Below are 13,507 nucleotides of genomic sequence, written 5' to 3' on the forward strand. Positions count from 1 at the left end.
AGTTAGTGAAGCTTTTTTTTAATACTCTTTTTTTTTATTCAGGTTTGTTAAAATCCCTTAAGGCAGCGCCTGTATAGATTTGTCTTGGCCTTCCTATTGGCTCTTTATTTTCACGCATCTCTTTCCATTGTGCAATCCAACCTGGCAAACGACCTATAGCAAACATCACGGTAAACATATCAGTAGGAATACCTAATGCTCTATAAATAATTCCAGAATAGAAATCTACATTTGGATACAAGTTTCTTGATTTGAAATACTCATCTTCTAAAGCAGCAGCCTCTAATTTTTTAGCAATAGCCAAAATAGGGTCGTCTACTCCTAAAGTCTCTAAAACCTCATTTGCCGCTTTCTTTATGATTTGCGCTCTTGGGTCAAAACTTTTGTAAACTCTATGTCCAAATCCCATTAAACGGAATGGATCTTCTTTGTCTTTAGCTTTAGCCATATATGCGTCTGTGTCACCACCATTCTTGTGAATTTCTTCTAACATTTCAAGAACAGCTTGATTTGCACCACCATGAAGTGGACCCCAAAGTGCAGAAACTCCCGCAGATATGGATGCAAATAATCCAGCATGCGAAGAACCTACCATTCTCACAGTTGACGTAGAGCAGTTTTGCTCATGGTCTGCGTGTAGAATAAATAACTTATCTAAAGCATCAATTACTATCGGACTTGCTTTATAAGGCTCCGTTGGCAGTTTAAACATTAAATTCATGAAGTTTTCAACATACCCTTTGGTATTATCATAATAGTTCAAAGGATAACCCATGCTTTTTCTATAAGTCCAAGTTGCAATAACCAAGAATTTACCCATTGTCTTACATACAGCCTGATACATTTCCTTGTCATTGTCAACGTTTACCGATTTAGGGTTAAACGCAGTCAAAGCACTAGTCAAAGCAGCTAAAACACCCATAGGATGTGCTGTTCTAGGAAAACCATCAATGATGCTTTTCATTTCTTCATTGACTAAGGTATATTTTCTAATATCAACCTCAAATTGTTCCAGCTGTTCTGCAGTTGGCAATTCTCCGAAGATCAAAAGAAATGAAACTTCTAAAAAATCAGCCTTTTCAGCTAGGTCCTCAATTGAATATCCTCTGTAACGCAGAATTCCAAGTTCCCCATCCAAGAAAGTGATTTTACTGGTACAAGAACCTGAATTTTTATACCCTGGGTCAAGAGTGATTATCCCAGTTAAATCTCGTAATTTTTTAATATCGATAGCTTCTTCGTTTTCACTTCCTTTAATTATCGGAAATTCATATCTTTTACCATCAATTTCTATTGTAGCTGTTTTTGACATAATATTTTGAAAATAAATCTTTACATTTAATAATTTACCAAATCTAAGGATAATAACATGAATTAAAAAGAGAAATTGTCACTGATATTGTTAAATTCAACAAAAAAGCCATTCGTTTAATACGAATGGCTTTAAAAAATATAAATCTTGAAATCTTATTTTATTTTGAATGCTTTTTTCCCAGGAAAATAAGCAGTTTCTCCCAGCTCTTCTTCTATTCTTAACAATTGGTTGTATTTAGCCATACGGTCAGAACGAGACGCAGAACCAGTCTTAATTTGCCCACAGTTTAAAGCAACTGCTAAATCAGCAATTGTATTATCTTCTGTTTCACCTGAGCGGTGTGACATTACTGAAGTATACCCTGCATTTTTAGCCATGTTTACGGCTGCAATCGTCTCAGTAAGAGTACCAATTTGATTCACTTTGATAAGAATTGAATTTGCGATTCCTTTTTCTATACCAGTAGACAAACGCTCTACGTTTGTAACAAATAAATCATCACCTACTAATTGTACTTTATCTCCAATTTTTTCAGTTAATAATTTCCATCCGTCCCAGTCATTTTCGTCCATACCATCTTCAATAGAGATGATTGGGTATTTAGAAGCTAATTCAGCTAAATAATCAACTTGTTCAGCAGAAGTTCTTACTTTACCTGTTTCACCTTCAAATTTAGAGTAATCGTATTTCCCGTCTACATAAAATTCTGCAGCAGCACAATCTAAAGCGATCATAATCTCATCGCCAAATGTATACCCAGCTATTTCAACAGCTTTTTTGATAGTATCTAATGCATCTTCAGTTCCACCAGCTAAATTTGGTGCAAAACCACCTTCATCACCTACTGCTGTAGAAAGACCTCTATCATGTAATACTTTTTTAAGGCTATGGAAAATCTCAGTTCCCATTTGCATTGCATGAGTAAAAGAAGTTGCTTTTACAGGAAAAATCATAAATTCTTGAAATGCAATTGGCGCATCAGAATGTGAACCTCCATTGATAATATTCATCATTGGAACCGGTAAAGTGTTTGCAGAAACCCCACCCACGTATCTATATAAAGGCAACCCTAATTCATTAGCAGCTGCTTTTGCAACAGCAAGAGAAACTCCTAAAATCGCATTTGCCCCTAAATTTGATTTATTTGGAGTACCATCCAATTCAATCATGGTTTGATCGATTAAATTCTGTTCAAAAACTGAAGTACCCAATAATTCTTCAGCAATAACGGTATTAACATTTTTCACTGCATTCAAAACTCCTTTTCCTAAAAACGCTTTTCCTCCATCACGTAACTCTACAGCCTCATGTTCTCCGGTTGAAGCTCCAGATGGAACTGCCGCTCTTCCTAAAACTCCATTATCTGTAACTACATCTACTTCAATAGTAGGGTTTCCTCTCGAATCGAAAATTTGTCTTGCGTGAATTTTGATAATAATACTCATACTACTTTATTTAAAATTATAATACTACAAATATATCCTATCTTTTTAAATGATAATATCAAAATAATGAATGTTATTAACGAAAACGATATAATTATTTTCCAAAACTAAATAATTGGCATATTTCTTCTAAATTACTTCCTCCTTTTTTATTTTTAATTAAAAAATGGGAAAAGCTGACAACAGAAACCGAAAAACTGTTAAACTAGATCCATTTTTCTCCTTACCATTAAATTTTAAAAACAAACTACTCATTATAAGCAATTTATATACAAAAATTGAAAGCAAGATGGACACACTGTACAATTTAAATAATTTACCACAAATTGTAGAGCTATTGAAGAATCACTCCACACCTTTACAAAACACAGAAGACCTATACCCTTTAATAGACTATATAGGAGATGCAAAATATGTTCTACTTGGTGAAGCTTCTTACGGAACACACGCATACTGCACATGGATAGCGTAAATAACACAACGCATAATCTAGCAAAAAGGATTTTCATTTGTGGGTATTGAAGTAGACTGGCCACATTGCCATCGCCTAAATCAATACGCAAAGGGATACCTAAATTCCGGCACAGACATTTATAGTTTTAAGAGTGCGTTCAAACGATGGCCTACATGGAGGTGGGCCAATTGTGAAACAGCAGCATTTATTGAGTGGCTCAAAGACTACAACAATAAGTTAACAGCCGATAGAGAAATTGGGGAACTGAGACAAGAAAAATAAAAGCCCCCGAAGCCATAAAAGGAAATTGGCAACATGCATTTAACATTGCAAGTAATGGTCAAAACAAACTGTTACTAATGAACAAAATCCGAAATAAAAAATGCATTTCAGACTATATTAACCACCGCGCAACAGGACTAGTCTCCAACCCTTAATACGAAACCTATAGAAATTACGTCCCCAGCATTATACCACAGAGGTCATCTGCCTTTATTTATATTGATTTAACAACTGTACTACATGCCTTAAACATCCAACCTGACGGAAGCCAAATCCCCGAAACGTATCCATTTGGAATCTAAAATAAAATAATAATATAAAAAAAGGCCTGACTTTACTAGAAAGTCAGACCTTATATAATCTGATAAATTGCTGATTAAACAGCAATATTTTTTATCTTTTAATGTTTTCAATAAATTGATCAAACAAATAAGAAGAATCATGTGGCCCAGGACTTGCTTCCGGGTGGTATTGAACTGAAAAACAATTTTTATTTTTCATACGCATACCAGCTACAGTTCCGTCATTAAGATGAAGATGTGTAATCTCTAAGTCTGGATTATTGTCCAATTCTTCTTTACTTACCGCAAAACCATGGTTTTGAGAGGTGATCTCTCCATTCCCCGTAATTAAATTCTTTACCGGATGATTTATTCCTCTATGTCCGTTAAACATTTTGTAAGTTGAAACTCCATTTGCCAAACCAATTACTTGATGACCCAAACAGATTCCAAACAATGGCTTATTGTCTTCGAGTATTTCCTTAGCTACTTGAATTGCACTTGAAAGTGGCTCAGGATCACCCGGGCCATTTGACAAGAAATAACCATCAGGATTAAACGCAGCCAAATCTTCATATGATGAATCAAATGGAAAAACTTTAATATAGCAATCTCTTTTAGCAAGATTACGCAGGATATTCGCTTTGATTCCCAAATCTAAAGCTGAAATCTTATATGTTGCATTCTCGTCACCATAAAAATAAGGCTCTTTAGTAGAAACTTTTGATGCCAACTCCAAGCCTTTCATGTCTGGAACATTAGCCAATGCTGCTTTTAACACTTCAACGGCAGTTCCATCAGTACATATTACAGCATTCATAGCACCATTATCTCTAATATAACTAACCAATGCTCTTGTATCTACATCAGAGATACAAATTAGATTTTCTTTAATAAAGTAATCCTCTAAACTTTCAGAAGCATCAGCGCGAGAATAATTGAAGCTAAAATTTTTACAAACCAATCCAGAGATTTTAATACTAGATGATTCAACTTCATTTTCATTGACACCATAATTTCCAATATGGGCATTGGTAGCTACCATTATCTGTCCAAAATAAGAAGGGTCGGTAAATATTTCTTGATAACCAGTCATTCCTGTATTGAAACAAACTTCACCAAAAGTTGTTCCGCTAATTCCTATCGATTTTCCGTGAAAAATGGTACCATCACTTAATAAAAGCATGGCGCTTTGTCTTGTTGTATATTTCATTCGTTGATTTCTATTATTGTTTTAATAGTCTCATGGAACTCGCAAAGCTCGTTTCATTTGTAGTTAAATATTGTGCAAATTTAATTCTTTAATGCAATGGAAACAAACTTTTGAAATTTATTATGAAAATAAAAAGTCCTTACCTAGCCCTGATGAAAACGACATATTTCACCTTTATTCTTTCCAAAGCAAAAGATATAGCGCACAGCAGGAGCCATACTGAAACAATCCTTACTGATTTGCTCCAAAAAAAAAACAAAAAAAAAGGATAAACTATAAATAGCTTATCCTTAATTTTTATTGAATGATTATCTTCATAACTATTCAGCTGCGTCTGTAGTTGTTTCAGTTTCAGCGGCTGGAGCTTCAGTAGCTTCATCTGCTTTCTTTGCTTTTCCACCACGACGGCTTTTCGCTTTTTTAACTTCTTTTTTACCACCATTGTAAAGTTCATTGAAATCTACAAGTTCGATCATTGCCATATCAGCATTATCTCCCAAACGATTCCCAACTTTAATGATACGTGTGTATCCACCTGGACGGTCACCAACTTTAGCAGCTACGTCTCTGAACAAGTCAGTTACCGCATATTTGCTACGTAAGTAAGCGAAACAAATACGACGATTGTGCGTAGTATCAGTTTTTGATTTTGTTATTAAAGGCTCAACGAATTGTTTAAGCGCTTTTGCTTTAGCAACAGTAGTGTTAATACGTTTGTGCTCGATAAGAGAACAAGCCATATTAGCTAACATAGATTTTCTATGTGCAGTCTGTCTGCTAAGGTGATTGAATTTTTTTCCGTGTCTCATGACCAATTTATTTTAACTTCATCTTGCTACAATCCATTATGGAGAGCAAAATATGAAGTAAATTATTCTTTATCTAGTTTGTATTTCGCTAAATCCATTCCAAAGTTTAAATTCTTAATTGCAACTAGTTCATCTAGTTCCGTTAAAGATTTTTTACCGAAATTACGGAATTTCATTAGGTCATTTTTATTAAACGATACTAAATCACCAAGTGTATCAACTTCAGCCGCTTTCAAACAATTTAATGCTCTTACAGATAAGTCCATATCAACAAGCTTAGTTTTAAGCAATTGTCTCATATGTAATGATTCCTCATCATACGATTCTGTTTGTGCGATTTCATCAGCCTCAAGTGTAATTCTTTCGTCAGAGAACAACATGAAATGGTGAATTAAAACCTTGGCAGCTTCAGTAAGTGCATCTTTTGGATTGATAGAACCGTCAGTTTTTATTTCAAAAACTAATTTTTCATAATCTGTTTTTTGCTCTACACGGAAATTTTCAATTGCATACTTCACATTTTTTACCGGAGTAAAAATTGAATCAGTAAAAATGGTTCCAATTGCAGCATTCTGTTTTTTGTTCTCTTCAGCAGGAACATATCCTCTACCTTTTTCGATTGTTAAATCGAAATTCAGTTTGATTTTTGGATCTAGATTACAGATAACAAGTTCTGGGTTCAAAACTTGGAAACCTGAAATAAATTTTTGAAAATCACCAGCTGTTAATTGATCTTTACCTGAAACAGAAATAGTAACTGCTTCATTATCTATATCTTCAATTTGACGTTTGAAACGTACCTGTTTAAGATTAAGAATAATTTCGGTAACATCCTCAACAACTCCTGAGATAGTAGAAAACTCATGATCTACACCTTCTATGCGAACAGATGTAATTGCATAACCTTCTAATGCTGAAAGCAAGACTCTTCTAAGTGCATTACCAACGGTCAATCCGTATCCTGGTTCTAAAGGTCTGAACTCAAACTTACCTTCAAAATCGGTTGAATCGATCATGATAACTTTATCGGGCTTCTGAAAATTAAATATTGCCATAAATTTCGACTAAGTCAATTATTATTTGTTGTACAACTCTACGATTAATTGTTCTTTAATGTTTTCTGGAATTTGAAGTCTTGCCGGTACAGTAACAAAAGTACCTTCTTTTACGTCATTGTTCCAAGTAATCCATTCATAAACATGACTTGAATTAGATAAAGAACGTTCGATAGCCTCTAAAGATTTAGATTTTTCACGAACAGCAACCTTATCACCAGGTTTAAGGTGGTAAGAAGCAATATTTACCACATCACCATTAACAGTGATGTGTCTGTGAGATACAAGTTGTCTAGCGCCTCTTCTAGAAGGAGCGATACCCATTCTGAATACTACGTTATCTAATCTTGCTTCACACAATTGTAAAAGAACTTCACCAGTAACTCCTTTAGTAGCCGATGCTTTTTTGAATAAACCTCTGAATTGTTTTTCTAAAATTCCGTAAGAATATTTAGCTTTTTGCTTTTCCATTAACTGGATAGCGTACTCAGATTTTTTTCCTCTTTTTTTAGCCATCCCGTGTTGTCCAGGTGGGTAACTTCTTCTTTCGAAAGCTTTATCATCTCCGAATATTGCTTCGCCAAATTTACGAGCAATTCTAGTTTTTGGACCAGTATATCTTGCCATTTCTTAAAATTAAATTAAGGTAGAGATTATGAATTCAGGTCATATCCTTCGATAATCGTATATTCTACCTAGTTATACTTAAATATTATTATTAAACTCTACGTCTCTTAGGAGGACGACATCCGTTGTGAGGCATTGGAGTAACATCGATAATCTCAGTCACTTCAATTCCACCGTTATGCAAAGAACGGATAGCAGACTCACGTCCGTTTCCTGGTCCTTTTACATAAACCTTAACTTTTTTAAGTCCTGCTTCAATAGCTACTTTACTACAATCTTCTGCTGCCATTTGGGCTGCGTATGGAGTGTTCTTTTTAGAACCTCTAAAACCCATTTTACCAGCTGAAGACCAAGAAATAACTTCACCTTTTTTGTTTGTCAAAGAAATAATGATGTTATTGAAGGTAGCAGAAATATGAGCTTCTCCCGTTGATTCAACGATAACTTTACGTTTTTTTGCAGTTGCTTTAGCCATATTACTTATTATTTAGTTGCTTTTTTCTTGTTGGCAACAGTTTTTCTTTTACCTTTTCTTGTTCTAGAGTTGTTCTTAGTTCTTTGTCCTCTTAAAGGAAGACCAGTTCTATGACGGATACCTCTGTAACAACCAATATCCATTAAACGTTTGATGTTTAAAGAAACTTCAGAACGCAATTCTCCTTCAATTTTGAATTCTGATACCGCTTCACGAATTGCTCCGATCTCGTCATCATTCCAGTCTTGAACTTTTTTATCTTGGCTTACTTGAGCTTTATCTAAAATCTCAATAGCTCTACTATTTCCTAATCCGAAGATGTAGGTAAGTGCTATAACACCTCTCTTGTTTTTCGGGATATCTACCCCTGCTATTCTTGCCATAACTATCCTTGTCTTTGTTTAAATCTAGGATTCTTTTTGTTTATAACGTACAATCTCCCTTTTCTACGCACAATCTTGCACTCGGGACTTCTCTTTTTTACTGATGCTCTAACTTTCATTGTGAATATCCTTTAATATCTATAAGTAATTCTTGCTTTTGACAAATCATATGGGCTCATTTCCAGTTTCACTTTATCACCAGGTAATAATTTGATATAATGCATACGCATTTTTCCAGATATATGAGCAATAACAATATGTCCATTCTCTAATTCTACACGGAACATCGCATTTGATAATGCTTCAATGATTGATCCGTCTTGTTCTATTGCTGATTGTTTTGCCATAAAATTAAGCTACTGCTTTTCTATTTTTTCCACTCTTCATTAAACCATCATAATGTTTGTTTAACAAGTATGAATTAATTTGTTGAATTGTATCTATCGCGACACCAACCATAATTATTAATGAGGTACCCCCAAAAAACATTGCCCAAGATTGTTGAACATCCATAAGACTAACAATAATCGCTGGGAACACAGCTATCAAAGCAAGAAATAAAGATCCTGGGAAAGTTATCAAAGACATCACTTTATCAAGAAAATCTGAAGTTTCAACCCCAGGTCTGATACCTGGAATAAATCCTCCGCTTCTCTTAAGATCATCAGACATCTTATTAGTAGGAACAGTAATCGCGGTATAAAAGAATGTAAAGACAACTATTAGAGTTGCAAATACAAGGTTATACCAAAAACCGAACATATTACTAAAAGCGCCAACAACTGATTGCGATGCATCTGATTTTGATAATCCAGCAACAGCAGCTGGAATGAACATAATCGCCTGAGCAAAGATAATAGGCATAACTCCTGCAGCATTAAGCTTTAAAGGAATCCATTGTCTATTACCACCCATCATATCTTGTTCAAAATCCCCTGATGTAGTACGACGAGCGTACTGAACTGGTATCTTTCTAATTGCCATGGTTAACAAAACACATGCAACAATAACTAAAAGCCAAATAATAATTTCGATAACCAATAACATTGGTCCACCGTTGTTATTCGTAACTCTTGTAGTAAATTCTTGTATGAATGCTTGTGGGAACCTAGCAAGTATACCTACCATAATTAATAGAGAAATACCATTTCCAATTCCTTTATCAGTTATTTTTTCTCCTAACCACATGGCAAATATTGTACCTGTAACCAAGATAATTACTGAAGAAAATAAGAATTCAAAGGAATTAAACCCTAATAAAAATGCACTACTAGGTAAAGTTCTGTAAAGATTGTAGATATAAGTTGGCCCCTGAACTAAAGTAATAACAATAGTTAACCAACGTGTAATCTGATTGATCTTTTTTCTACCACTTTCCCCGTCATTTTGAAGCTTTTGCAAATAAGGAATCGCAATTCCCATAAGCTGAACAACAATAGACGCAGAAATGTAAGGCATGATTCCTAAAGCAAAAACTGACGCTTTAGAGAACGCACCACCAGTAAACATATCTAGAATAGATCCGATACCACTTTTGGTTTGACCGGCTAAACTAGTTAACTGTGTTGCATCGATCCCTGGAAGCGTAACATGTGCTCCAAAACGATAAACTAAAAGCAGACCTAATGTAATTAGGATTCTGTTTTTTAGTTCCTCGATTTTCCAAACATTGCTTATTGATTCAATAAATTTCTTCATAAATCGAAAATTACATTGTTACAGCTTCTCCTCCAGCAGCTTCAATAGCAGCTTTTGCAGTAGCGGTAAATTTGTGAGCGGTTACTTTTAATTTTGCTTTCAATTCTCCTCTTCCTAAAATCTTAACGATTTCATTTTTAGTTGCCAAACGGTTTGCTACATAAGTTGTCATATCGACACTATCTGTAATAATACCATTATCAACTAATAATTGAAGAGTATCTAGATTCACACCTTCGTAGTCTTTACGATTGATGTTTGTAAAACCAAACTTAGGTACACGTCTTTGAAGTGGCATTTGCCCTCCTTCAAAACCAATCTTTTTAGAATAACCAGAACGAGATTTCTGTCCATTGTGACCTCTTGCAGAAGTACCACCTTTTCCAGAACCTTCTCCTCTACCTAATCTTTTATTTTGACTGTGTGTCGACCCTTCAGCTGGTTGTAAGTTACTTAAATTCATAACAGTATTTGTTATTTAGCTTCTTCTACAGAAACTAAGTGTTTAACTTTGTTTATCATCCCAAGGATTGTAGGGTTTGAATCATGCTCTACCACTTGACCCATTTTACGTAGACCTAAAGCTACTAATCCTCTTTTTTGATCAAGTGGACAGTTGATTTTACTTCTAACTTGTTTTACTAATAATTTAGCCATAATTTCCTTGAATTAACCTTTAAAAACTTTCTCTAAAGAAACTCCTCTTTGTTTTGCAACAGTGTGAGCGCTTCTCATTTGTAATAAAGCATCAAAAGTTGCTTTTACTACGTTGTGAGGATTTGATGATCCTTGAGATTTAGATAATACATCGTGAATCCCTACTGATTCAAGAACTGAACGAACAGCTCCACCAGCAATAACTCCTGTACCATGAGAGGCAGGAATTAAAAACACACGTGCACCACCAAATTTACCTTTTTGTTCGTGAGGAACTGATTGACCATGTAAAGGAATTTTTACTAAATTTTTCTTCGCATCTTCTACTGCTTTAGCAATTGCTTCAGAAACATCTTTAGATTTACCTAATCCATGACCCACTACTCCATTTTCATCACCTACAACTACAATAGCAGAAAAACCGAAAGCTCTACCACCTTTTGTAACTTTAGTAACACGATTAACACTCACCAAACGATCTTTTAATTCAAGACCACTTGGTTTTATTAACTCTACATTCTTGTATTTACTATTAGACATACTATATTAGAATTTAAGTCCAGCCGCTCTCGCGCCTTCTGCTAATGATTTAATACGACCGTGATACAAGTAACCTCCTCTATCGAATGTTACGACTTCTATCCCAGCTTTTAACGCTTTTTCTGCTACTAGTTTTCCAACAGCAATAGCAACTTCCACGTTTGTACCTTTTCCTATTTCTTTTTCTCTTGAAGATGCAGCCAACAATGTAACTCCGTTTACGTCATCAATTAATTGAGCATAAATTTCTTTGTTACTTCTAAATACAGATAATCTTGGATTAGCAGCAGTACCACTAATCGATTTTCTAATTCTGAATCTAATTCTCTGTCTTCTCTGAGGTTTCGTTAATGACATAATTTTATTTTTTATGCTGATTTACCTGCTTTTCTTCTTAATACTTCCCCTACAAATTTAACACCTTTTCCTTTGTACGGCTCAGGCTTACGAAAGCCTCTAATTTTTGCCGCAACTTGTCCTAGAAGTTGTTTATCAAACGAAGTTAACTTCACAATTGGGTTCTTACCTTTTTCAGATATAGTTTCTAGAGTTACCTCTGGAGCTACTTCCAAAACAATATTGTGTGAGAATCCAAGAGCTAAATCTAATTTTTGTCCTTGATTTGAAGCTCTATAACCAACTCCAACCAATTCTAATGACTTTGTAAAACCATCAGTTACACCTATAATCATATTATTGACTAAAGATCTATACAAACCGTGCTTTGCTCTGTGGTCTTTGTGATCAGACGATCTTTCTACTTGAACTTGACCGTCTTCAACTGTTACAGTTACGTCCGAAAACTCCTGTGTAAGTTGACCATTTTTTCCTTTTACCGTAATAATACCATCTTTAACTTCTACAGTTACTCCGGCAGGGATTACGACTGGATTTTTACCTATTCTTGACATCTTATAGAATATTTATTAGTATACGTAACAAATTACTTCACCACCTACATTTAATTGCTTCGCTTTCTTTCCAGTCATCAATCCTTTTGATGTTGAAACGATAGCGATGCCTAATCCGTTAAGGATTCTAGGAATGGTAGAAGAACTTGAATACTTACGTAAACCTGGTTTACTAATTCTTTGGATATCTCTAATTACTGACTCTTTAGTATCTTTATCATACTTCAAAGCAATTTTGATCGAACCCTGTACAGCGTTGTCTTCAAATTTGTAACTTAAGATATAACCTTGATCAAATAAGATCTTTGTGATTTCTTTTTTTAGATTAGATGCAGGAATTTCGACAACTTTGTGGTTTGCAGCCACAGCGTTTCTAACTCTTGTTAAATAATCCGCAATAGGATCTGTATACATGTTTATTGATTTGCGGTTTTGGTTTTCAATTAATTATTAATCGAACCTGAAACCAATTTATAAATATTAATGATACAGACGTAACTAGGTTAAGTCTGTATCAGAACGTAATAAATTACGTTTTACCAAGATGCTTTTTTAACACCAGGTATCAATCCGTTATTTGCCATTTCACGAAATGTAACACGTGAAAGACCAAATTGACGCATATAACCTCTAGGTCTACCTGTTAATTTACAACGATTGTGCAAACGAACTGGCGAAGCATTTTTTGGTAACTTTTGCAAACCTACGAAATCTCCAGCTTCTAACAAAGCTTTTCTTTTCTCAGCATACTTAGCTACCGTTTTTTCTCTCTTCACCTCACGGGCTTTCATTGATTCTTTAGCCATGTCTTAATTCTTTTTAAAAGGTAATCCTAATTCAGCCAATAACGACTTTGCTTCTTTATCAGTGTTTGCAGTAGTTACAAAAGTGATATCCATACCTGAAATTTTGTTTACTTTGTCAATATCAATTTCTGGGAAAATGATTTGCTCCAAAACTCCAAGGTTATAATTTCCTCTTCCGTCAAAACCAGTAGCTTTAATACCACCGAAATCTCTTACACGTGGCAAAGCTGAAGTAATAAGTCTATCTAAAAACTCATACATTCTTTCTCCACGCAAAGTAACTTTTGCTCCAATTGGCATACCTTTTCTCAATTTGAAAGACGCAACGTCTTTCTTTGATATTGTAGATATTGCTTTTTGTCCAGTGATCTTTGTTAACTCATCAACTGCATAGTCAATAAGTTTTTTATCAGATACAGCTGCACCAACTCCACGGCTCAAAACGATTTTTTCCAATTTAGGAACTTGCATTACGTTTATGTATCCGTACTCCTCTTTAAGAGCAGAAATAACTCTGTTCTTATATTCCTCTTTCAGTCTAGGTATATACGTCATT

General features: G+C 34.7%; 20 protein-coding genes and 1 pseudogene. 2 read left to right on the plus strand and 19 right to left on the minus strand.

Going from position 1 to position 13,507, the window contains the following annotated elements; genetic code table 11:
* Positions 1–34: 34 nt before the first annotated feature.
* Together HJ01_RS01710 and eno are read right to left on the minus strand one after the other, a co-directional pair.
* A complete protein-coding gene (locus HJ01_RS01710) occupies positions 35–1,312 on the minus strand; it encodes a citrate synthase (RefSeq protein ID WP_007136536.1) in 1,278 nt (425 codons plus the stop codon).
* 155 nt (positions 1,313–1,467) lie between these two features.
* Complete coding sequence (eno, locus tag HJ01_RS01715) at positions 1,468–2,760, minus strand: phosphopyruvate hydratase (protein WP_007136537.1); 1,293 nt, start codon at positions 2,758–2,760, stop codon at positions 1,468–1,470.
* Positions 2,761–2,926: 166 nt separating this feature from the next.
* Here eno and HJ01_RS17100 point away from each other — a divergent pair, with 166 nt between their 5' ends.
* Positions 2,927–3,232 (plus strand): hypothetical protein, encoded by a 306-nt coding sequence (locus HJ01_RS17100; protein WP_050855206.1) that lies wholly within the window; start codon positions 2,927–2,929, stop codon positions 3,230–3,232.
* Positions 3,233–3,265: 33 nt separating this feature from the next.
* Positions 3,266–3,496 (plus strand): annotated as a pseudogene (locus HJ01_RS17105) (erythromycin esterase family protein); the annotation flags it as partial.
* A gap of 393 nt (positions 3,497–3,889) precedes the next feature.
* On the opposite strand, the gene carA reads toward HJ01_RS17105, so the two are convergent.
* The 17 genes from carA to rplE form a co-directional block, all read right to left on the minus strand.
* On the minus strand, positions 3,890–4,990 hold the full coding sequence (gene carA, locus HJ01_RS01725) for a glutamine-hydrolyzing carbamoyl-phosphate synthase small subunit (protein WP_007136538.1): 1,101 nt from the start codon (positions 4,988–4,990) through the stop codon (positions 3,890–3,892).
* A gap of 320 nt (positions 4,991–5,310) precedes the next feature.
* Positions 5,311–5,799, minus strand: coding sequence for a 50S ribosomal protein L17 (gene rplQ / locus HJ01_RS01730; RefSeq protein WP_040473600.1), 489 nt, complete (start codon positions 5,797–5,799; stop codon positions 5,311–5,313).
* Positions 5,800–5,861: 62 nt separating this feature from the next.
* On the minus strand, positions 5,862–6,854 hold the full coding sequence (locus HJ01_RS01735) for a DNA-directed RNA polymerase subunit alpha (RefSeq protein WP_040473601.1): 993 nt from the start codon (positions 6,852–6,854) through the stop codon (positions 5,862–5,864).
* A gap of 21 nt (positions 6,855–6,875) precedes the next feature.
* On the minus strand, positions 6,876–7,481 hold the full coding sequence (gene rpsD, locus HJ01_RS01740; protein ID WP_007136542.1) for a 30S ribosomal protein S4: 606 nt from the start codon (positions 7,479–7,481) through the stop codon (positions 6,876–6,878).
* Between the two features lie 91 nt (positions 7,482–7,572).
* A complete protein-coding gene (gene rpsK, locus HJ01_RS01745) occupies positions 7,573–7,956 on the minus strand; it encodes a 30S ribosomal protein S11 (protein ID WP_007136543.1) in 384 nt (127 codons plus the stop codon).
* Between the two features lie 8 nt (positions 7,957–7,964).
* On the minus strand, positions 7,965–8,339 hold the full coding sequence (rpsM, locus tag HJ01_RS01750; RefSeq protein ID WP_007136544.1) for a 30S ribosomal protein S13: 375 nt from the start codon (positions 8,337–8,339) through the stop codon (positions 7,965–7,967).
* Positions 8,340–8,341: 2 nt separating this feature from the next.
* Entirely contained in the window at positions 8,342–8,458 is a 117-nt protein-coding gene (gene ykgO, locus HJ01_RS17275; protein WP_008992256.1) for a type B 50S ribosomal protein L36, read from the minus strand.
* Between the two features lie 12 nt (positions 8,459–8,470).
* A complete protein-coding gene (infA, locus tag HJ01_RS01755) occupies positions 8,471–8,686 on the minus strand; it encodes a translation initiation factor IF-1 (RefSeq protein WP_007136545.1) in 216 nt (71 codons plus the stop codon).
* A gap of 4 nt (positions 8,687–8,690) precedes the next feature.
* A complete protein-coding gene (gene secY, locus HJ01_RS01760; RefSeq protein WP_007136546.1) occupies positions 8,691–10,037 on the minus strand; it encodes a preprotein translocase subunit SecY in 1,347 nt (448 codons plus the stop codon).
* 10 nt (positions 10,038–10,047) lie between these two features.
* On the minus strand, positions 10,048–10,500 hold the full coding sequence (rplO, locus tag HJ01_RS01765) for a 50S ribosomal protein L15 (RefSeq protein WP_007136547.1): 453 nt from the start codon (positions 10,498–10,500) through the stop codon (positions 10,048–10,050).
* Between the two features lie 11 nt (positions 10,501–10,511).
* Positions 10,512–10,694, minus strand: a complete 183-nt coding sequence (gene rpmD / locus HJ01_RS01770) for a 50S ribosomal protein L30 (protein ID WP_007136548.1) — start codon at positions 10,692–10,694, stop codon at positions 10,512–10,514.
* Between the two features lie 12 nt (positions 10,695–10,706).
* A complete protein-coding gene (gene rpsE / locus HJ01_RS01775) occupies positions 10,707–11,234 on the minus strand; it encodes a 30S ribosomal protein S5 (RefSeq protein ID WP_007136549.1) in 528 nt (175 codons plus the stop codon).
* Between the two features lie 6 nt (positions 11,235–11,240).
* Complete coding sequence (gene rplR / locus HJ01_RS01780; RefSeq protein WP_007136550.1) at positions 11,241–11,591, minus strand: 50S ribosomal protein L18; 351 nt, start codon at positions 11,589–11,591, stop codon at positions 11,241–11,243.
* An 11-nt stretch (positions 11,592–11,602) separates the two neighbouring features.
* Entirely contained in the window at positions 11,603–12,145 is a 543-nt protein-coding gene (gene rplF, locus HJ01_RS01785) for a 50S ribosomal protein L6 (RefSeq protein ID WP_007136551.1), read from the minus strand.
* Positions 12,146–12,160: 15 nt separating this feature from the next.
* Positions 12,161–12,559, minus strand: coding sequence for a 30S ribosomal protein S8 (gene rpsH / locus HJ01_RS01790; protein ID WP_007136552.1), 399 nt, complete (start codon positions 12,557–12,559; stop codon positions 12,161–12,163).
* A gap of 122 nt (positions 12,560–12,681) precedes the next feature.
* Positions 12,682–12,951: a 30S ribosomal protein S14 gene (gene rpsN, locus HJ01_RS01795; protein WP_007136553.1), complete on the minus strand. Its 270-nt coding sequence runs from the start codon at positions 12,949–12,951 to the stop codon at positions 12,682–12,684.
* Positions 12,952–12,954: 3 nt separating this feature from the next.
* Positions 12,955–13,506 carry a 50S ribosomal protein L5 gene (gene rplE / locus HJ01_RS01800; RefSeq protein ID WP_040473602.1) on the minus strand — a complete coding sequence of 184 codons (552 nt, stop codon included), beginning with the start codon at positions 13,504–13,506 and terminating at the stop codon, positions 12,955–12,957.
* Position 13,507 lies beyond the last annotated feature (1 nt).

It is taken from the genome of Flavobacterium frigoris PS1 (genome assembly GCF_000252125.1).
GTDB lineage: Bacteria > Bacteroidota > Bacteroidia > Flavobacteriales > Flavobacteriaceae > Flavobacterium > Flavobacterium frigoris_A.

What these genes read in the sequence shown, in the direction of transcription:
- HJ01_RS01710 (WP_007136536.1), bottom strand. Translation starts at nt 1,312, where the DNA reads ATGTCAAAAACAGCTACAATAGAAATTGATGGTAAAAGATATGAATTT.
- eno (WP_007136537.1), bottom strand. Translation starts at nt 2,760, where the DNA reads ATGAGTATTATTATCAAAATTCACGCAAGACAAATTTTCGATTCGAGA.
- HJ01_RS17100 (WP_050855206.1), top strand. Translation starts at nt 2,927, where the DNA reads ATGGGAAAAGCTGACAACAGAAACCGAAAAACTGTTAAACTAGATCCA.
- carA (WP_007136538.1), bottom strand. Translation starts at nt 4,990, where the DNA reads ATGAAATATACAACAAGACAAAGCGCCATGCTTTTATTAAGTGATGGT.
- rplQ (WP_040473600.1), bottom strand. Translation starts at nt 5,799, where the DNA reads ATGAGACACGGAAAAAAATTCAATCACCTTAGCAGACAGACTGCACAT.
- HJ01_RS01735 (WP_040473601.1), bottom strand. Translation starts at nt 6,854, where the DNA reads ATGGCAATATTTAATTTTCAGAAGCCCGATAAAGTTATCATGATCGAT.
- rpsD (WP_007136542.1), bottom strand. Translation starts at nt 7,481, where the DNA reads ATGGCAAGATATACTGGTCCAAAAACTAGAATTGCTCGTAAATTTGGC.
- rpsK (WP_007136543.1), bottom strand. Translation starts at nt 7,956, where the DNA reads ATGGCTAAAGCAACTGCAAAAAAACGTAAAGTTATCGTTGAATCAACG.
- rpsM (WP_007136544.1), bottom strand. Translation starts at nt 8,339, where the DNA reads ATGGCAAGAATAGCAGGGGTAGATATCCCGAAAAACAAGAGAGGTGTT.
- ykgO (WP_008992256.1), bottom strand. Translation starts at nt 8,458, where the DNA reads ATGAAAGTTAGAGCATCAGTAAAAAAGAGAAGTCCCGAGTGCAAGATT.
- infA (WP_007136545.1), bottom strand. Translation starts at nt 8,686, where the DNA reads ATGGCAAAACAATCAGCAATAGAACAAGACGGATCAATCATTGAAGCA.
- secY (WP_007136546.1), bottom strand. Translation starts at nt 10,037, where the DNA reads ATGAAGAAATTTATTGAATCAATAAGCAATGTTTGGAAAATCGAGGAA.
- rplO (WP_007136547.1), bottom strand. Translation starts at nt 10,500, where the DNA reads ATGAATTTAAGTAACTTACAACCAGCTGAAGGGTCGACACACAGTCAA.
- rpmD (WP_007136548.1), bottom strand. Translation starts at nt 10,694, where the DNA reads ATGGCTAAATTATTAGTAAAACAAGTTAGAAGTAAAATCAACTGTCCA.
- rpsE (WP_007136549.1), bottom strand. Translation starts at nt 11,234, where the DNA reads ATGTCTAATAGTAAATACAAGAATGTAGAGTTAATAAAACCAAGTGGT.
- rplR (WP_007136550.1), bottom strand. Translation starts at nt 11,591, where the DNA reads ATGTCATTAACGAAACCTCAGAGAAGACAGAGAATTAGATTCAGAATT.
- rplF (WP_007136551.1), bottom strand. Translation starts at nt 12,145, where the DNA reads ATGTCAAGAATAGGTAAAAATCCAGTCGTAATCCCTGCCGGAGTAACT.
- rpsH (WP_007136552.1), bottom strand. Translation starts at nt 12,559, where the DNA reads ATGTATACAGATCCTATTGCGGATTATTTAACAAGAGTTAGAAACGCT.
- rpsN (WP_007136553.1), bottom strand. Translation starts at nt 12,951, where the DNA reads ATGGCTAAAGAATCAATGAAAGCCCGTGAGGTGAAGAGAGAAAAAACG.
- rplE (WP_040473602.1), bottom strand. Translation starts at nt 13,506, where the DNA reads ATGACGTATATACCTAGACTGAAAGAGGAATATAAGAACAGAGTTATT.